Source organism: Dyella flava, from assembly GCF_016904955.1.
Taxonomy (GTDB): domain Bacteria; phylum Pseudomonadota; class Gammaproteobacteria; order Xanthomonadales; family Rhodanobacteraceae; genus Dyella_B; species Dyella_B flava.
This window is the reverse complement of record NZ_JADIKE010000036.1, coordinates 42,120-61,135: the sequence shown is the minus strand read 5'-3', so window position 1 is coordinate 61,135 and position 19,016 is coordinate 42,120. Positions and strand designations below refer to the sequence as shown.

The window sequence follows — 19,016 nt, the reverse complement described above, 5'->3', positions numbered from 1 at the left end:
CATTCTGAAAGCACGGGTGCCTGCCATCTGGAACGACAGCCTGGGCCAAAGCGCCGTCTATTTGCTGCAGTGTGCCAACACCCGAACGGGTGATTTCTGGCACGCGCAGGCCCATTTGTTGCAGGTAGTCGAGCCACATGTCGAAGCCGCAGGCATCAGCTTTCCGTTTCCGTAGCGCAAAGTGCGCGTTATCGGTACGCCGATCGGACAGCTCCAAGTGGGTCAAATTCACCCGCATACGTATGCGCATGGCCTGCTATGGCCGATTCGGCATGTCCGTAAGCAGCAGCGATTGCTATGATGGAAGCCTTGCGGCCGCCCCCGCCTCCCCAGCGTGGCCGCCTTCGCACTGCAGGAGAAATCATGGCCGACCTAAAAGAAGCCCGCGTTCCTGATATCGGCGGACACGCGGATGTGCCCGTCATCGAGGTGATGATCAAACCCGGCGACACGGTCGAGAAGGATCAAAGCCTCATCACCCTGGAGTCCGACAAGGCCACGATGGAGGTACCCGCACCCTTTGCGGGCGTGGTCAAGGAAGTGAAACTCAAGGTGGGCGATGAAGTCTCCGAGGGCGCGGTGATTGCCATCATCGAAGCCTCCGGCGCCACCGCGGCTCCGGCGCCCGCCCCGGCCAAGGCCGAAGCACCGGCTGCTCCGGCACCTGCCCCCGCTCCCGCCCCGGTGGCGGCGCCCCAGGTAAAGGAAGAGCCAGCACCGCTAGGTGGTCGCAGCGTGCTCCCGGGTAACGTCCCGGAAGGTGACGTGGCCCCGCAGGCTCGTCCGCCGTTCGACGCCAAGCTGGTGATGCCGGGTGATGCCCCTTATGCCACGCCGGCCGTCCGCGCTTTTGCCCGCGAACTGGGCGTGGATGTCAGCCAGGTAAAAGGCAGTGGCCGCGGTGGTCGCATCGTGCGCGAGGACATCACTGCTTACGTCAAGCACGCCCTGGCGTCCGGCGCGCGTCCGGTGTCCGGCAGTGCTGCTGCGGCAGGTGGTCTCAATCTGCTGCCGTGGCCGAAGATCGACTTCACCAAGTTCGGCGAGATCGAAGAGAAACAGCTGTCGCGCATCCAGAAGATTTCCGGTGCCAACCTCGCGCGCAACTGGGCGATGATCCCGCACGTCACCCAGCACGAGGATGCCGACATCACCGAGATGGAAGCCTTCCGCAAGAAACTCGGTGAAGAAAACAAGGACCTGAAGATCACCCCGCTGGTATTCCAGATCAAGGCGGTGGTTGCAGCACTGAAGAAGTTCCCGACCTTCAATGCCTCGCTCGACGAGAGCACCGAGAAGCTGATCCTCAAGAAGTACTTCCACATCGGCATCGCGGTGGATACGCCCGACGGCCTGGTGGTGCCGGTGATCCGCGACTGTGACAAGAAGGGGCTGCTGGATCTGGCCGTTGAACTGGGAGAGATCTCCAAGAAAGCGCGCGACAAGAAGCTGGGGCCGAACGACATGTCCGGCGGTTGCTTCTCCATCTCCTCGCTCGGCGGCATCGGCGGCACCTCGTTCACGCCGATCGTCAACGCGCCGGAAGTGGCGATTCTTGGCGTCTCCAAGGCGCAGACCAGGCCGGTGTGGAATGGCAAGGAATTCGTGCCGCGCCTGCTGCTGCCGCTGTCGCTCAGCTATGACCATCGTGTGATCGATGGCGCGCTCGCCGCGCGCTTCACCACCTTCCTCGCCACCCAGCTCGGCGACATCCGTCGCTTGTTGCTCTGAAGGGGGCGGTCATGGCCAATACGATCGAAGTGAAAGTCCCCGATATCGGCGGTCACGACAACGTGCCGGTCATCGAGGTCATGGTGAAGGTCGGCGACAGCGTGGCAAAGGAACAAAGCCTTATCACGCTGGAGTCCGACAAGGCGACGATGGAGATTCCCTCCAACGCCGCTGGCGTGATCAAGGAACTCAAGCTCAAAGTGGGCGATGAAGTTTCCGAAGGTACGGTGATTGCCATCCTGGAAACCGCGGGCGCAGCCGACTCTGCATCTCCCTCTGCAGAGGGTAAGAGTGAGGCGGCGACCTCGCCGAGTACTTCTGCAAGCCCCGCCCCTTCGCCGCAACCCTCCCCCCAGAAAGGAGTGGAGGCCAAGGCGCCACAAGCGGCAGCTTCATCGGGAAAAGCGGCCGACATCGAGTGCAAGCTGGTCGTGCTCGGTTCGGGTCCGGGCGGCTATACCGCTGCGTTCCGTGCTGCGGACCTCGGCGTCGACACCGTGCTGGTGGAACGCTATGCCAAGCTCGGCGGCGTCTGCCTCAATGTGGGCTGCATTCCATCCAAGGCGCTGCTGCATGCCGCCGCGGTGATCGATGAAGCCGAAGCCATGGCCGCGCACGGCGTCAGCTTTGGCAAGCCGAAGATCGACATCGACAAGCTGCGCGACTTCAAGACCAAGGTGGTCGGCCAGCTGACCGGCGGCCTCGGCAGCATGGCCAAGCAGCGCAAGGTGCGTACCGTGCAGGGTGTCGGCACCTTTGTCTCGCCGAACGAAATGGAAATCGAAACCGCCGAAGGCAAGAAACTGCTGCGTTTCGAATACGCCATCATTGCTGCTGGTTCGCAGTCGGTGAAGCTGCCTGCGTTCCCGTGGGACGACGACCGCATCATGGATTCCACCGGCGCACTGGAAATGAAAGACGTGCCGGCCAAGTTGCTGGTGGTCGGCGGCGGCATCATCGGTCTGGAAATGGCCACGGTGTATTCCGCACTCGGCAGCGAAGTGACCGTGGTCGAGTTCATGGACCAGATCATTCCGGGTACCGATGCGGACTTGATCAAACCGCTGGCCAAGCGCTTGGGCGGCAAACTCAAAGGCGTGCACCTCAAGACCAAAGTGGTCGAGGCCAAGGCCACCAAGAAGGGCATCGAGGTCAGCTACGAAGGCGAAAACATTCCCGAAACCACTGTGTTCGATCGCGTGCTGGTGTCGGTCGGCCGCTCACCCAACGGCAACAAGATCGGCGCCGACAAGGCCGGTGTGGCAGTGACCGAGCGCGGCTTCATCAATGTCGATACGCAGATGCGCACCAACGTGCGGCACATCTTCGCCATCGGCGACCTGGTCGGTCAGCCGATGCTGGCGCACAAAGCCACGCACGAAGCAAAGGTCGCGGCGGAAGTCGTAGCCGGTCAGAAGAGCCATTTCGACGCGCGCGTGATTCCGTCGGTGGCTTATACCGATCCGGAAGTCGCCTGGGTCGGCGTGACCGAGCGCGAAGCGAAGGAAAAAGGCCTGAAGATCGGCGTCGGAAAATTCCCGTGGGTGGCCAGCGGCCGCGCGATCGGCATCGATCGCACCGAAGGCTTCACCAAGCTGCTGTTCGACGAAGAAACCCATCGCGTGGTGGGTGGCGCCATCGTCGGTCCGCATGCTGGTGATCTCATCTCGGAAATCGCGCTGGCGATCGAGATGGGCGCAGAAGCGGCCGATATCGGCCTTACCATCCATCCACATCCGACCTTGAGCGAATCGGTAGGCATGGCGGCGGAAGCCTATGAAGGCACCATCACCGACCTGTACATGCCAAAGAAGAAGTAAGGTTTCTTATAAATGGTAAAGCGAAAAGCCCGGAGCAATGCTCCGGGCTTTTTCTTTGGATATGAATCCATCGTGCGACTGCATGCCCATGACTTGCGTTCAATGAGTCGCGTCAGCGAAACGCCGGTGGCGTCCGCCATCTTCCTCGCGCGTTACGGCATGACGCCGGACGTCGTGGCTGGTTCGGGATGTTATCCGTATCAGTTGCGCCGTGACGACTACGTAATTATCTGAAAAATAACGCCGGGGATATCTGGACGCGTGCCGCGAATTATCATTCGCGTACGCTGATCCATAGCGCCCGCCATCGAGCCTGTCTGCGTTATCGCGCTTACGAATGGGCGCAATGGCTCGATGCTCATTACGCCACTCAGGTGGTTGATGGTGATTATCGTCCCGGGTAGCAAAAGGGATGAATGCGGCGCCGCGTTAACGCATGGGCTTTGCTTTCATTTCCATTGGATCAGGAGTTCATGAAAAAGATTGTAAGAACATATGCCAAGGTGCTTCCTTTCGGCTTGATCGCGCTTGCCGTGTTGAAGTCGGGTTCCGCGCAGGCGGCTTGCAGTCTTGGAAATAACGTACAGAACTACATCCTCCAGCAGGTTTCCGATGTGTACGTCGACAGCGGTCTTGCGCCCGGTGCGTCGCTTGGGCGTAAAGGGCAGTACACGTTTCCCACCCCTTGGAAACTCAATTGCACCGGGACCAGTCCCATCTATCTCAAGACAAACATTGCGCAAGGCGCCCAAACCAGCGGTGATGTCTATGAGCTCACGGTCGGCGGCCAGCGTTCAGGGGTTGGTATTCGTCTTGCCATGAGTATCAATGGCGGCGACTTTCTGCCGATGCCGATAACGCGGCAGTTGTCGCTGAGTACAGGTAGTCCGGCCTACACCGAGAGCGATACGATTGAGGCGGAACTCGTGCGCACCGCAAGTCCGGTTGTGTATGGCGCGGTTGATCAGGGCTTGGGCGTCGGGGCATCCAATTTCTACAACGGAACGGGTGAGGTGGGTGGCCCTGGCCAGTATCAAACGGTGCACACGGGCAGCATGAAGCTGGTGCGACCCGCCTGCGCGATGGACGTGGGTTCGCTCAACCAGACCGTGAATCTGGGCAGCTACTCGACCAAGGATCTGCAAGATCCCGCCAGTACCACGCCATGGATTCCGTTCAAGCTCACCATGGCCCAGTGCAGTGACCCTGATGTATTGGTGGATATCACCTTTGGCTCCGCCGAAGATAAGGATCAGCACAACCCTAATCTGTTTTCGCTACGCACGGGTGGCCCGGCTGGTCTGGGCATCGCTTTGTCAACTGATGACGGCAGCAATGCTTCGATGCTGCCGGGTGTCATCGGTACGTTTCCGGGCAAGTTGACGGGTGATTCCTATCATTTTCGCGCGCGCCTGGAGCGTACACCGGTAGCACTGACGGCTGGCCAGTTTGATCGGCCGGTGACCGTCCTGGTCAATTACCGCTGAGCGTGAAAAAGCAGGCTCGCTTCCGTCGTGGATGGCCGCGCATCTGCCGCAAACTGGCGATAGCAGCCATCTCACTGTTGCTGCTGATGGGGTTGCTCTGTGTGCTGGGCGCCCGTCTCAATTTGACCGCGAGCTTGCCGCTTGGTGTGTATTGGGCCATCCATCAACCGATTACGCATGGGGCTTATGTGCGATTCTGCCCACCTGCCGAGGGTGCGTTTGCGATGGCCAGAGAGAGGGGATATCTGGGGACTGGTTACTGCCCCAGCGGTTATAGCCCTATGCTCAAGCGAGTCGGAGGCATGCAGGGCGACAGTGTAGAAGTCAGTGATGCAGGCACGTGGATCAATGGCAGGTTTGTACCACTCAGTGCACGCTGGCAGGCCGATCCGGCAGGGCGCCCGCTGCCGAAACCCGGCCAGTCGCACTACGCTTTGCAGCCCGCGCAGCTATGGGTCATCTCCGACACCAACGATCATTCGTTTGACAGTCGTTATTTTGGCCCGATTGATCGTGCATGGGTGGTTGAGATCGTTCGTCCTGTACTGACCTGGAAATAAGCTGGAACGTCCGGCTGATTGTGCTGCGGGTTGCCGTCGTGACGTGACCGCACCAAGCCGTGTCTGCCGACGCAGTATGGCCCATCATCTCATTCGCTCGCGGCTTCATTGACGAAGTTGGGCAGCATGGCGGATTTGATGCGTTTACCCCGCATGGCTTGCAACCAGAAATCACGCAAACCGTGACCATCACGAAATAATCTTCAGTCGTGAATTTTGCCGTCCATCAACGAGACGCTTCTCGGCACGGCCGATTCAAGAACGGCCATCTGCAATGCACGCAATCACGCGTTATTCCGATACCACGCTTATCCGCGAGCGCAATGGCTTAATGCGCATGACGCACGCATGTCATCGACATGAATGTCGTGCTGCAACAGCGGAAATAGCGGGAGCGACGCTTCACTCCCATTTTTTGTTTTAATCTTGTTGAGTCAAAACTTCATGCAAAGCGTTGTCAAGACATATGGAAAAGCACTTTCATTGGCCGTGCTGGCAATAGCCGCGTTGAAGACGGGGAAGGCTGAAGCTGCTTGCTTCCTTGGCAACTCGGTGCAGGATTACATTATCGACCAGACGGCTCCCGTGATTGTCGACAGCAATGCCGCGCCCGGGGCGTCGCTTGGCAGGCAGGGTCAATATACCTTCCCTAATCCATGGAGGCTCAACTGTACGGGCCCAAGTCCTGTCTACCTCAAGACCAATATCGCCCAAGGCGCGCAAACCAATGGTGATGTTTACGAGTTGACCGTGGGCGGCCAACGATCCGGTGTAGGTGTGCGTCTTTATATGGGCATCAACGGCGGCGATCTTTCACCGATGCCGATAGCACGGCAATTGACGCTCAGCTCCGGTAGTCCAGCCTATTCCGAGAGTGATACGGTGAAAGCCGAGCTGGTGCGCACGTCAAGTTCCATTGTCTATGGCCAGGCCGATGCGGCAACGATTGGTGGATCCAACTTCTATAACGGTACCGGGGAGATAGGCGGCCCCGGGCCCTATCAGACTGTCCGTATCGGGAGCATCGTGTTGGTGCGTCCGTCGTGTGCCATGGATGTGGGCTCGATGAATCAGACGGTCAACCTGGGCAGCCATTCGATCAAGGATCTGCAGAATCCCGGGAGCTCCACACCGTGGGTACCCTTCAAGCTGACGGTGGCAGATTGCGGCGATCCTAGTGTGCTGGTTGATATTACTTTTGGCAGCCAGGTGGATCAGGATTCGAACAATCCGAAATTGTTTTCAATAAATACGGGAGGACCAACCGGACTCGGCATCGCATTGTCAACCAACGATGGCGCCAATGCTTCCATGGTGCCGGGCGGCACGCGTACCTTTCCAGGCAAGTTGACCGGCGACTCCTACGATTTTCGCGCGCGTCTGGAACGTACCACGGCACCATTGACCTCGGGCGAATTCAGCAAGCCGATCACGGTGATGGTCGTTTATCGCTGATGGCTCCCTTGCATGTGCCATTCACCATGATGAGTAGCCCGGTACATAGGGGAACGTCAGCGATTCGTAATACTTGAGCGAGCGCTGCGGTGGTGCGTAGCCCGGCGGCAGCGGCCGGCCGGAGATGCTTTGGAAATAAGCGATGCAGGCATCGCGCCACCACTGCGCTTCCTTTTCCTGGATGGCAAGAAACGTGGCGACCTGCTGATAACGCTCCTCGTCAATATAGCCATGCAGATGACTCCAGGTTGCGCGCATCTGCTTTACGTCATCGACGCCTTGCGTGTAGTGCGCGACCAATTCGTACCACAGCGTCTGGCCGGAGCGCATGCGGTAGTCCCAGGGGACATGGTGAAAGTAGAGCAGGAACCGCTCGGGAGTTTGTGCCATATCGTTGAACTGCGCCGCAATGGCCGGCGCGTATTGGGCAACCGCATTGCTGCCGGTGCTGCTGCGATCGAAACCGATGCCTTGGCGATCCGCGCGGTGGTAATACACGGGTCGCCAATCCGCTTCCGATTCACTGGCGTCCCAGGGCGCAGGGCCGTAATGATGACCAGGACCCATGAGATGTAGCAGACCTAGCGGCGTCATATAGTCGACCGCAGCTTCGCGCGAGCCCATCATCATGTCGACCACCGGTTTGACGAACGCCTCGTTATTGGTGAATGTCATCCGCACCCATTCCTCGGCGATGGCGCGCGATGACAGTGTTGGATTCCAGGCCAGCCGGCCGAACACATACCAGTTGGCCTGATTGAAATCCGAGCCACACCAGTTGCGATCGGCACCAATGTTCGCATCACCTGCCATGCCTGACAGCGCATGGCCTTCCAACGACCCGTCAATCACTTTTGCCACGGTCGAGCCCATGCCGCGTTCCATCGTGTCGGACGACAACACTTCTTCGTACAGCGGCCCGAGGTAGACCAGGTGCGTGGCAAAGCCCAGGTATTCCTTGGTGATTTCAAACTCCATCATCAGCGGTGTCTTCGGCATCGCGCCAAACAGCGGATGGAACGGTTCCCTCGGCTGGAAGTCGATCGGGCCGTTCTTGGTCTGCAAAAGCACGTTGGCGTGGAACTGGCCATCCAGCGGCTTGAACTCCTCATACGCCTGCTTGGCGCGATCATCCTTGTTGGCCTGCGAATAGACGAAGGTGCGCCACATCACGATGCCACCGTGCGGTGCCAAAGCGTCGGCGAGCATGTTTGCGCCATCGGCATGCGTGCGCTTGTAATCCTGAGGGCCGGGTTGACCTTCCGAATCGGCTTTCACCAGGAAGCCGCCGAAATCCGGAATCAGCTGGTAGATCTCATCCGCCTTGGCGCGCCACCATGCCCGCACCTGCGGATCGAGCGGGTCGGCCGTCTTCAGTCCACCGATTTCGATGGGGGCGCTGAAACGCACGCTGAGATACACGCGAATGCCATAAGGACGAAAAACGTCGGCCAGTGCGGCGACTTTTTGCAAGTAAGTAGTGGTGAGGATGGTCGCGCCGCCGGTGACATCGTTGAGTACCGTGCCATTGATGCCGATCGATGCATTGGCTCGCGCATAGTCGGTATAGCGCGGAGCACGCCAATCCGGCAGCTTCCACCAATCCCAGATCGAGGCTCCGGCATAACCACGTTCGATCTGGCCGTTGAGATAATCCCAGTGATCGAGTACGCGTAGCTTTATCCGTGGCGATTCGTGCAGATCGAGATGATCGATGGCCTGTCCGGTCTGCAGCAGGCGCAGGAAATGAAAGCTGCCGTACAGTGCGCCGATGTCGCTGCCGCCGACAATGGCGGTGGCAGGGTGGCCATCCACGATGACGTTGCGAATGACATAGCCATCGCTCCCGAGGCTTTGTATGTCCAGCCGAAGCTTCGCGATAAGCGGCGATGATGCCGCTGTGCCGACAATGATCGCGCCATCGCGGGTAACGGTCTCTGATAGCGGCAAGTCTTGGCCAAGCAATCCGCTCAAGCCACGCTGCAATTCGTTGCGAGTGGCGATCTGGGTGGGCGTCGTTGAGCCGATGATCAGTTCGGCTGTATGGCCGCGGTAAAGCACCGCCTGCCCGGGCGTGAGCGGGTGATAACGCAACCACAGCTCATAACCGTCTTCAGCATGTGCCGGCGCCATGCACAGTAGCGTCGCCAGGGTCAGCGTGAACACCGCCAGGATACGCAGGCATGTCTTCATGTCAGGTGCGCCATCGTGTGATCGAACAGATCGCTTTGGGTGATCAAACTATCCTGGTCCACAAATCCGGACAGCCCCACGCCAACCAGACGGTAACGACTATCGGAAGGGCGTTCCACCCGCTCGCGTAGTGCGCAGGCCACATCGGCCAGTTCCTGGGCCGAGCGCGGTAGCGAGGAGAGGGTAAGGCTGCGAGTAAGCGTGTGGAAGTCGGCGGTCTTGAGCTTCAGCACGACAGTGCGTGCGATACGGCCGCGTTGCGCTTCACGCTGATGCGCAGCCCAGGTTTTTTCCGCCAGACGCTGGATGTGCGGTTCAAGTTCGTCCAAGGTGAGGTCGTGCTCGAAGGTGTCTTCGGAAGAAACCTGCAAGGTGAGTTGATTCGGTTGCACTGCATGTTCGTCTATGCCCAATGACAGTTCATGCAGGCGCCGGCCCCAGCGGCCAAAGCGCTGCTCGAGCTCAAACAGTGACTGCGTGCGCAACTCGCTGACGGTGGTGATCCCGAGTTCTTTCAGCCGGCCCTCCATCACTTTGCCCACGCCAGGCAGCCTGCCGACCGGCAGGGGTGAGAGAAAGGCCATCACCTGATGTGGCCGGATGACAAACAGGCCATCCGGCTTGTTCCAGTCCGATGCGATCTTCGCCAGGAATTTGTTGGGCGCGACGCCGGCCGATGCGGTGAGCTGGGTCTCCTCGCGAATCGCCGAGCGTATGGCCTCCGCTGTCGCGGTCGCCGAAGGCAGCTGCGTCTTGGTGGTCGTTACATCCAGGTAGGCTTCATCCAGCGATAGCGGCTCGATCAGATCCGTATGCCGGGCAAAGATCTCGCGCACGTGGCGCGAAACGGCCTTGTAGCGAGTGAAATCCGGCGGCACGAAAATCGCCTGCGGACAGAGCCGCTCGGCGCGTACCGCCGGCATCGCCGAACGCACACCAAACTTGCGGGCTTCATAGCTGGCGGCGCACACCACCGAGCGCGCGCCACGCCACGCCACCACCACCGGCTTGCCGCGCAACGACGGATCGTCACGCTGCTCCACAGATGCGTAGAACGCATCCATGTCGACATGCAGGATCTTGCGTGGTGGCGAGGTAGGCACACTTGTGCGGGGTGGGGATAACGGTGCGATTCTAGGACGTACTGCCGACCGCTGCAGTGTTCCTTTTGGCCAGATGGTGCAGCCGTTCAAGGACATCTGCTGCAAAGCGCTCGGCGGCGTCCGGACGGATTGCCAGGAACAATGAAGGCTCGATCAATTCCAGCTCCATGATCCGGAATTGCCCATCGACGACCACGCCATCCACGCGAGCATAGGTTTGTTCGTCGTACCCCAATGCGGCTATCGCGGCCAGCGCCTGGTCGGCAGCCTGGATGATGACGGCATCCGGAGTGGCCTCGGTAGTGAAGCCACCATGCTCTTCCTGCACGCGGTAATCGCCGGAAGCGGGGCGCTTGATCACGGCATGGCTATAGCTGCCGGCAAAATAGAGCAGGGACCATTCCCCATGGGCGGCAATTTCAGGCAAGAAGGGCTGCACCAGAAAATCGAGCTCCGCAGGCAGTTTCGCGATAGCCTGCCGAAGCGCCTCGCTGCCGGCCACGCCGCGAAGGGTGTGCCAGGCGCCACCACTCACGCTCGGCTTGATGACGATTTCATCGTTTGCCGCTGCAGCCAATATTTCCGGCAAGCGTCCTGCGGGTGCGACGCGCGTGGGAATGATCGGTACGCCCTGTTGCTCGATATCGAGCAGATAGCGCTTCTCGCTGTTCCAGCGAATCAGGCGCGTATCGTTGATCGCAGGTATGCGAAGCCGGTCAAGCGTGTCCAGCCAGGTGAGAAAGGCGCGGTAATGCCGAAAATAATCCCACACGGTGCGGATCAGCACCGCGTCGAACGCCGTCCAGTCCAGCGACGGATCATTCCAGATACAGACAACCGGCGTGATGCCGAGACGCTCCAGCACCGAAGCAAAATACACGTCGTCCGGATGGAGCGCCGGAAACTGTGCACAGGTGGCGATCGCAAGACGAAAACCGGAATGGGACGCTGACATGGCTACACCTCCAATAAATGGGGTGGGCGCCCTTGATCGTTGTGAGTGGTCGGCGAACCGAGCGTAGCGGATACGGGATCCGTTGCAGCACCCCTCGGGGCCGAAACGCCATCGAAACCTTCATGGCGTGTGCGGCACGAAGTATCCCGATCCGGACTCCGGCATGTCAATGCTCGCCACGCACTGCGGTCATGCGGGAAGGGCGTCGAGCGTCCGCCATCCATGTGGATGATTGCTCGCGGGATTTACTGCAAAAGCGAGCGTCGGGATGGCACGACAGGCTCGACCGGTCAGTCATCGATCCTATGCCATAGGACATAGGATCGAAATTTTGATGCCAAGACAGGTTAATGTCGGCATCTATGACCAACGATACTTCCCACTCCTATCTTCGTCGGCTCGGCATCTGGGACGGCGCCGCCATTGTCATCGGTGGCGTGATCGGTGGCGGCATCTTCCGCACGCCGGCCACGGTGGCCGAGCGCACTGCTTCCGGTCTGCCCGTGCTGGCACTGTGGGCAATCGGTGGTCTGTTAACGCTGGCTGGCGTGCTCTGCTATGGCGAGCTCGGTGCGCGGCGTCCGCAGGCAGGCGGCATCTACATCTATCTGCGCGAGGCATTCGGTCCGTTGCCGGCGTTCCTGTTCGGCTGGACCATGGCTTTGATCAACTATCCAGGCAGCGTGGCGGCCGTGGCCACCACCTTCGCCGATTACGCCAGCCGTGCCGCCGGTTTGCCGGGCTGGTGGGTGAAGCCGCTGGCGGTGGGAGCGATCACGTTTATTGTCGGCGTGAACTTTTTTGGTATCCGCGCCGGTGCCTGGATGCAAAACGTGTTCACCGTGCTGAAGCTGGCGGCGATCACCATGCTGATCGTGGTGGGGCTGGCGCTTGCGCATGGACATCTGGGCAGCGTCATGACGGTGGATACGACGCACGCTGTTCCGCATGGCGCATGGATCGGCGCATTGCTGCCGGTGCTGTTTGCCTACGGTGGCTTTCACTACCTCAACGACATGGCCGGTGAAGTGCGCGATCCGCAGCGAACCTTGCCGCGTGCGCTGGCACTCGGCATGGGCGGTGTGATCCTGTGCTACCTGCTGGTGAATGTCGCTTACCTGGTCGGCCTGGGGCATGCAGGATTGGCGGCGAGCGACGCACCGGCAGCCGATGTGATGAGCCATGTGTTCGGTGCGCACGGCGCCACCATCATGGCGATTGGCATTGCTTGTTCCACCTTTGGCTATTGCAGTATCGCCATCGCCGGTGGCGCGCGTGTGTTGCAGACGATGGGCGCCGATCGCATGTTCTTCCACGCGGTCGGGCAGATCGACTCACGCTGGCGTGCACCCCAGGTGGCCTTGGCGGTGCTGGGTATCTGGGCGATCGTGCTGACCTTGTCCGGCACGTTCGGGCAGCTGATGAACTACACCACGGTTGGCGAGTGGCTTGGCCATGCGTTCGGCATCGCCACGCTGTTCTGGTACCGGCGCCGCTTCGCCGATCAGCCGCTGCCATACCGGGTACCGTTGTATCCACTGCTGCCTTTTATCTTTGTCTGCACGGTGCTGGGCGTCATCGTTGCCACGGCCATCGGTACGCCCGGCGATGCCGGCATGAGTCTGGTGATCATTGCCTGCGGCGTGCCGGTGTACGGGCTGTGGCGGTATTGGGAAAAACGCCGCGCCGGCTGAGTGGGTCGTCTCAATCCCTGATCAGGCCCTGTCGCACGCTGAAAGCGCCGGCGGCAGCGGCCTGTGTCTGGCAAGTCACTGATTGTCCACGAAGATTTTCAGTGTGTAGCCAGCTATTTCATTTTCACCAAAAAAGGTGAAAATAGACCCGCCATGACCCTACAGCTCACCAGCCGCCAATCCAACATCCTTGCCTTTATCCGGGCGCGCCTGGAGCGTGACGGCGAGGCGCCTACGCTGGAGGAAATTGGACTGGCGATGGGCCTGCCGAATGTAAGCGCCGTGCTCAAGCACGTGCGTTCGCTGGAAGCCAAGGGCCGGCTGGTGATCGAAGCCAATCGGGCACGCGGCATCCGCCTGGTGCAAGAAGCCGATCCGCTTGCGGCCGACACGCTGGAGCTGCCGCTGATCGGCCGCATCGCAGCCGGTGAACCGATTTTTTCCGAATCGCGAGTGGAGCGCAGTCTGCATGTATCGCGCTGGCTGTTCCGCCTGAAGCCGGATTACCTGGTGCGCGTGATCGGCGATTCGATGCGCGATGAAGGCATTCTCGACGGGGACCTGGTCGCCGTGCATGCCACGCCTGTCGCGCGCCACGGACAGGTGGTGGCGGCGCGAGTGGAAGGCGAGCGCTTCACCATCAAGCGCCTGTACTGGCAGGGCGATGTGATCCGCCTGCTGCCCAACAGTCCCGGCTATCAACCGATCGATCCCGATCCGACCGAAGACTTTGCCATCGAAGGATTGTTTGCAGGTCTCGTGAGGGGCTCTTGATGGGCGCAGTCGTGGCCCTCTCGAATCTGCTGGATGCGCGGCAGGTATGGCGCGGACGCGCAGCGCCGCTGGTCGAAGGCGAGCAGCCGACCGGCTGGGCGATGCTCGACGCCGCGCTGCCAACCCGTGGCTGGCCGGATGCCGCGCTGACGGAAATCCTGCTGCCGGCCGATGGCATCGGCGAATTGCGGCTGCTGCTGCCGACCCTGGCGCGATTGACGCGCGGCGATCGACCCGTCGTCCTGATCGCGCCGCCGTATGCGCCCTGCGCCATGGGCTGGCGACAGCAAGGCGTGAATCTGCAGCGCCTGGAGATCGTCGATGCCGACGAAAAACAGGTGCTGTGGGCAGCCGAGCAATGTCTGCGTTCCGGCAGTTGTGCTGCGGTGCTGGCCTGGCCGCAACAGGCGGATGACCGCAGCCTGCGCCGTCTGCAGGTGGCGGCCGACACCGGCCGTGCGCTCGCTTTCGTATTCCGCGATCGCAAACATCTGGCAAATGCTTCGCCGGCTTCGCTGCGGCTGGAACTTGCCGGCATGCCGCACGCATCCCTCTGGATACGCAAATGCCGCGGCGGCAATACGCCGGCGCAAGCGATTCCCTTTAATCAAGCGCAACGGTTTTCCGGCGAAGGCTGGAATCCGATGGCGGTAATGCATGTGGTTCATCAGCATATGCATGGCGCCGTGGATTCCGGCCTTCGCGGGAATTACGCGCTAGAGAAGCCAAGCGCGTGAGGTCGGTCTATGTTGTGGGCCTGCCTATTGCTACCGCAGTTGGCGCTGGATGGGGTTCTTCGCGGTCGCGCGGATAACAGTCCACTGGTCCTGGTGGATGGCCCGGCCAATGCGCGCACCGTGGTGGCGGTCAATGCTTCGGCCCGCGAGGCCGGCCTGCGTATCGGGCAACGGCTGACCGCCGCGCAAGCCTTGCTGGCGCGATTCGAAGCGGTTCCATACGCCGCCGCCGATGTCGCGCGCTGGCAGCAGTTTCTCGCCAGCGTGGCTTATCGCTACAGCTCGCAGGTGGCCTTGCTGCCGCATGCCATCGTGCTCGAAGTGAGCAAAAGCCAAAGTCTGTTCGGGTCGTGGGCGATGATGGAACATCGGCTGCGCACCGATTTTGCCGCATTGGGTTTTCGCTACCGCATTGCGGCGGCACCGACGCCGCATGGTGCCTACGTCCTGGCGGGCATGAGCGATGGGCAGACAGCGCTCAGCCATCAAGGTTTGCGGCAACGCCTCGACGATGTGCCATTGGGCAAGAGCCGCTTGCCGGCGCAAGCGATCGATGCGCTTCCACGCATGGGTGTGCGCCGTCTCGGGCAACTGCTCGGCATGCCGCGTGATGGTTTGCAGCGCCGCTTCGGTGCAGAGCTGCTGCAGGCGATGGATCGCCTGATCGGCGATCTGCCCGCCGGGCTCGATCTGTACATGCCGCCGGATGCGGTCGACTGGACCATCGAGCTGTCGCATGAAGTGGAAAACGTCGCGGCACTGATTTTTCCGCTTAAGCGCATGACCGGCGATCTGGCGGCGTATCTGTCGGGACGCGATGGCGGCGTGCAGCGTTTCCTCTTGAAGCTGGAGCATCGTGATCTCGCCGCGACCGAGGTGGTCATCAGCATGCTCTCGCCCGAGCGCAATGCGGATGTGCTGTTCGATGCTGCGCGTGGTCGCCTGGAGCGAATCCAGTTGCCCGCACCGGTGCTCACCGTGCGCCTGATTGCCGACGATTTGCCCGGCTTCGTGCCCGCCGGTCGCGATCTGTTCGACGAGCGCCCCGCCAACGCCTTGCCGTTCGAGCAATTGCGCGAACGTTTGCGTGCACGGCTGGGCGATCGCGCGGTTTATCAATGGGGCAGCACCATCGATCCACGCCCGGAACATTCGCAGCGCATCGCCGCGCAGGACGATGCGCCGCTCGAACCGCGTCCGCGTCCCACCTGGCTGCTGGAACGGCCGATTCCGCTGCGTGGCGCCTTGCGCGTGATCTCCGGTCCCGAACGGCTGGAAACCGGCTGGTGGGACGGCGGCGACACGCGGCGCGATTACTACATCCTGGAAACCGAACTGGGCCAGCGCGCCTGGGCGTTTTGCGCACCGGGCGAACAATCGGGCTGGATGCTGCACGGGTGGTTCGCATGACCGACTACGCCGAACTGCATTGCCTTTCCGATTTCTCGTTTCAGCGCGGCGCATCCAGTGCGCGCGAATTGTTCGAGCGCGCCACCGATTGCGGTTATGCCGCGCTGGCCATCACCGACGAATGCTCGCTCGCCGGCATCGTGCGTGCCTTCGAGGCGTCCCGCGATACCAAAATGCCGTTGATCGTAGGCACGGAAATCCAGCTGAGCGATGGCCCCAAGCTGGTGCTGCTGGCGGAAACCAAGCAGGGCTACATCGCGCTGTGCCGCCTGATTACCCAAGGACGGCGCGCTTCGACCAAGGGCAACTACCGCCTCTCCAGGTCGGACCTTGTGGACGGCGCACCCGGCACCCTGGCGCTGTGGATTCCCGAGCGCGAGCCGGATCCAGAGCAAGGCGCCTGGGTAAAACACACTTTCGGCGAGCGTGCCTGGCTGGCGGTGGAATTGCATCGCGATGTCGATGACCACGCGCGCATGTCCGAACTGGACGTGCTCGGCGAACACCTGCAACTGCCGCGTGTTGCAGCCGGTGATGTGCACATGCACGTGCGTAGCCGCTTGCCGCTGCAGCACACCATGACGGCCATTCGTCATCACCTGGGCATGGCCGACGCAGGCGCCGTGCTGTTCCGCAACGGCGAGCGGCATCTGCGTCGGCGTTCGGTATTGCAGGATATTTATCCGCAAGACTGGCTGGCTGAAAGCGTACGCATCGCCAGGCGCTGCACCTTCAGCTTCAGCGAACTGAAATACGAGTACCCCGCCGAACTGGTGCCGGACGGCCATACCCCCATGCAGTGGCTGCGCCAGCTCGTCGCCAAGGGTGTGGCGTGGCGCTGGCCGAACGGCATTCGGCAGGATATCGCGGAAAAAATCGACACCGAACTCAGGCTGATCGAAAAGAAAAACTACGCGGCGTATTTCCTTACCGTGTACGACATCGTGCACTTCGCGCAAGGCGAAGGCATCCTGTGCCAAGGGCGTGGCTCGGCGGCCAACTCCATTGTCTGCTATACGCTGGGCGTGATGCATGCCGATCCGGAGAAAGTCGATCTGCTGGTCGAGCGTTTTATTTCCGAAGAACGGAATGAGCCGCCGGACATCGATATCGACTTCGAGCACGAGCGCCGCGAAGAAGTCATCCAGTACATCTATCGGAAATATGGACGCACGCGCGCCGCGCTGGCAGCGACGGTGATCAGCTATCGCGCCAAGAGCGCCGTGCGTGACGTGGCGAAGGCACTGGGTCTGCCTGACGATCAGATCGACAAACTCAGCCGCATACTGGCGTGGTGGGATGGCGAGGAGTCGCTGGATGCACGCCTGCGCGAGCAGGGTTTCGATCCGGCAGCTCCCTTGCTGCGCAAGGTGCTGGTCTTGACCGCGCAGCTGATCGGTATGCCGCGCCATCTCAGCCAGCACGTCGGCGGTTTTGTCATTGCCAACGCGCCCTTGCATGAACTGGTGCCGGTGGAAAATGCGGCCATGCCGGATCGCACCATCATCCAGTGGGACAAGGATGACCTGGACACCATGGGTCTGCTCAAGGTCGATTGTCTTGCGCTGGGTATGCTCACGTGCCTGCGCAAGTGTTTCGATCTCGTGCATGAGCAGCGTGGCAAACGATGGCATATCGCGACGATCGAGCATGGTGATCGTGATACCTACGCGATGATCCAGCGCGCGGACACCATTGGTGTGTTCCAGATCGAAAGCCGTGCGCAGATGTCGATGTTGCCGCGCTTGAAACCGGTCAATTACTACGACCTGGTGATCCAGATTGCGATCGTGCGTCCCGGCCCGATCCAGGGCGGCATGGTGCATCCCTATCTGCGGCGGCGGAATGGCGAAGATCCCGTCGAGTATCCGTCGGAGGCATTAAGGCCGGTGCTTGAGCGCACCAAGGGAGTGCCGCTGTTCCAGGAACAGGTGATGAAGCTGGCGATAGTCGCTGCCGGTTACACGCCTGGTCAGGCCGATCAGTTGCGCCGCTCGATGGCAGCGTGGCGGCGCCATGGCGACATGGAGGCGCATCGCGAACGGATTACCAGCGGCATGCTGAAAAACGGCTACAGCGAAGCATTCGCCGCGCAGATTTTCGAGCAGATCAAGGGTTTCGGCAGCTATGGTTTTCCGGAAAGCCATTCGGCCAGCTTCGCCAATCTCGCCTATGTCAGCAGCTGGCTGAAATGCCATGAACCGGCTGCCTATGCCTGCGCCTTGCTCAATGCGCAGCCGATGGGGTTCTACAGCCCAAGCCAGATCGTGCAGGATTTGCAGCGGCATGGCATCAACGTGCGGCCGATGGATGTGCGCCATAGCGACTGGGATTGCACGCTGGAAATGGATGCGCGCAGCAAGGGCGGCCTGGCGCTCCGGCTCGGCCTGCGCCAGTTGCGCGGCTGCCGCGAGGATGTCGCACTGCGGATTTCAAATGCGCGTAAAGCGCAACCGTTCCGCGACGTTGTCGATCTATGCGCGCGGGCCGGACTGGATCCGCGTCATCAGGATCTGCTGGCCGATGCGGGTGTCTTGCGTGGATTGGCGGGGCATCGCCATCGCGCGCTATGGCTGACCTCCGGCGTGGAAACATCCTTGCCGCTGTTCGGCCGCGAAAGCCCGCGTGAGCAGGATATCGTGCTGCCGCTGCCCACGCCGCTGGAAAACCTCACGGCCGATTATGCGCACAGCGGGCTGACCCTTGGCCCGCACCCATTGAAGCTGCTGCGCACTCGCTTGCACGCAGCGCGCTTTATGGATTCGCGCCGCCTGCAAAAGCAGCCACGCGACACGCAGGTGCGCACAGTAGGCCTGGTCACGCAGCGGCAACGACCACAGACCGCCAGCGGCGTTACTTTCATCACGATCGAAGATGAATTCGGCTACGTGAATGTGGTGGTCTGGAACCATGTGGCACAAAGCCAGCGCCGGCCTTATCTGGAAGCGCGCCTGTTGGCCGTCGAGGGACGATGGGAGGCGGTCGACGGCGTAAGTCATCTGATTGCGCGCCGCCTGCACGATGTCAGCAGCATGCTCAGCGAGCTGGATGCGCGTTCACGAGATTTCCATTGAGTCGATGGTTCAAACCGGCATAC

General features: G+C 61.0%; 13 protein-coding genes and 1 pseudogene. 11 read left to right on the top strand and 3 right to left on the bottom strand.

Features of this window, described 5'->3' with window-relative positions; all coding sequences use genetic code 11:
* Positions 1–363: 363 nt before the first annotated feature.
* The 6 genes from aceF to ISP19_RS11735 all read left to right on the top strand — a co-directional run bounded on the left by aceF (position 364) and on the right by ISP19_RS11735 (position 7,053).
* Positions 364–1,731, top strand: coding sequence for a dihydrolipoyllysine-residue acetyltransferase (gene aceF, locus ISP19_RS11755; protein WP_204682312.1), 1,368 nt, complete (start codon positions 364–366; stop codon positions 1,729–1,731).
* An 11-nt stretch (positions 1,732–1,742) separates the two neighbouring features.
* The gene (gene lpdA / locus ISP19_RS11750; RefSeq protein WP_204682310.1) at positions 1,743–3,551 is read left to right on the top strand and encodes a dihydrolipoyl dehydrogenase; all 1,809 of its coding nucleotides are present in this window, start codon (positions 1,743–1,745) and stop codon (positions 3,549–3,551) included.
* A 102-nt stretch (positions 3,552–3,653) separates the two neighbouring features.
* Entirely contained in the window at positions 3,654–3,785 is a 132-nt protein-coding gene (locus tag ISP19_RS21410) for a hypothetical protein (protein ID WP_275577126.1), read from the top strand.
* A gap of 239 nt (positions 3,786–4,024) precedes the next feature.
* Positions 4,025–5,038, top strand: a complete 1,014-nt coding sequence (locus tag ISP19_RS11745; RefSeq protein WP_204682308.1) for a fimbrial protein — start codon at positions 4,025–4,027, stop codon at positions 5,036–5,038.
* Between the two features lie 2 nt (positions 5,039–5,040).
* Positions 5,041–5,598, top strand: coding sequence for a conjugative transfer signal peptidase TraF (gene traF / locus ISP19_RS11740; RefSeq protein WP_204682306.1), 558 nt, complete (start codon positions 5,041–5,043; stop codon positions 5,596–5,598).
* A 444-nt stretch (positions 5,599–6,042) separates the two neighbouring features.
* The gene (locus ISP19_RS11735) at positions 6,043–7,053 is read left to right on the top strand and encodes a fimbrial protein (protein ID WP_204682304.1); all 1,011 of its coding nucleotides are present in this window, start codon (positions 6,043–6,045) and stop codon (positions 7,051–7,053) included.
* A gap of 21 nt (positions 7,054–7,074) precedes the next feature.
* Here ISP19_RS11735 and ISP19_RS11730 read toward each other — a convergent pair whose 3' ends face one another.
* The 3 genes from ISP19_RS11730 to ISP19_RS11720 are packed head-to-tail and all read right to left on the bottom strand — an operon-like array spanning position 7,075 to position 11,304.
* A complete protein-coding gene (locus tag ISP19_RS11730; protein WP_204682302.1) occupies positions 7,075–9,246 on the bottom strand; it encodes an alpha-glucuronidase family glycosyl hydrolase in 2,172 nt (723 codons plus the stop codon).
* Positions 9,243–10,349, bottom strand: a complete 1,107-nt coding sequence (gene dinB, locus ISP19_RS11725) for a DNA polymerase IV (RefSeq protein ID WP_284384658.1) — start codon at positions 10,347–10,349, stop codon at positions 9,243–9,245. The genes ISP19_RS11730 and dinB overlap by 4 nt, the downstream gene beginning before the upstream one ends.
* A 31-nt stretch (positions 10,350–10,380) precedes the next feature.
* Positions 10,381–11,304, bottom strand: a complete 924-nt coding sequence (locus ISP19_RS11720) for an ATP-grasp domain-containing protein (RefSeq protein ID WP_204682291.1) — start codon at positions 11,302–11,304, stop codon at positions 10,381–10,383.
* Between the two features lie 362 nt (positions 11,305–11,666).
* Between ISP19_RS11720 and ISP19_RS11715 the strand changes: the two genes are divergently transcribed.
* The 5 genes and pseudogenes from ISP19_RS11715 to ISP19_RS11695 all read left to right on the top strand — a co-directional run bounded on the left by ISP19_RS11715 (position 11,667) and on the right by ISP19_RS11695 (position 18,993).
* Positions 11,667–12,998 (top strand): APC family permease, encoded by a 1,332-nt coding sequence (locus ISP19_RS11715; RefSeq protein ID WP_204682289.1) that lies wholly within the window; start codon positions 11,667–11,669, stop codon positions 12,996–12,998.
* A 153-nt stretch (positions 12,999–13,151) separates the two neighbouring features.
* Entirely contained in the window at positions 13,152–13,772 is a 621-nt protein-coding gene (gene lexA / locus ISP19_RS11710; protein ID WP_204682287.1) for a transcriptional repressor LexA, read from the top strand.
* Positions 13,772–14,371: pseudogene (gene imuA, locus ISP19_RS11705) on the top strand (translesion DNA synthesis-associated protein ImuA); the annotation flags it as partial. The gene lexA and the pseudogene imuA, both read left to right, overlap by 1 nt.
* A 147-nt stretch (positions 14,372–14,518) precedes the next feature.
* Positions 14,519–15,919 (top strand): Y-family DNA polymerase, encoded by a 1,401-nt coding sequence (locus ISP19_RS11700; protein ID WP_204682283.1) that lies wholly within the window; start codon positions 14,519–14,521, stop codon positions 15,917–15,919.
* Positions 15,916–18,993: an error-prone DNA polymerase gene (locus tag ISP19_RS11695; protein WP_204682280.1), complete on the top strand. Its 3,078-nt coding sequence runs from the start codon at positions 15,916–15,918 to the stop codon at positions 18,991–18,993. The genes ISP19_RS11700 and ISP19_RS11695 overlap by 4 nt, the downstream gene beginning before the upstream one ends.
* Positions 18,994–19,016: the final 23 nt, after the last annotated feature.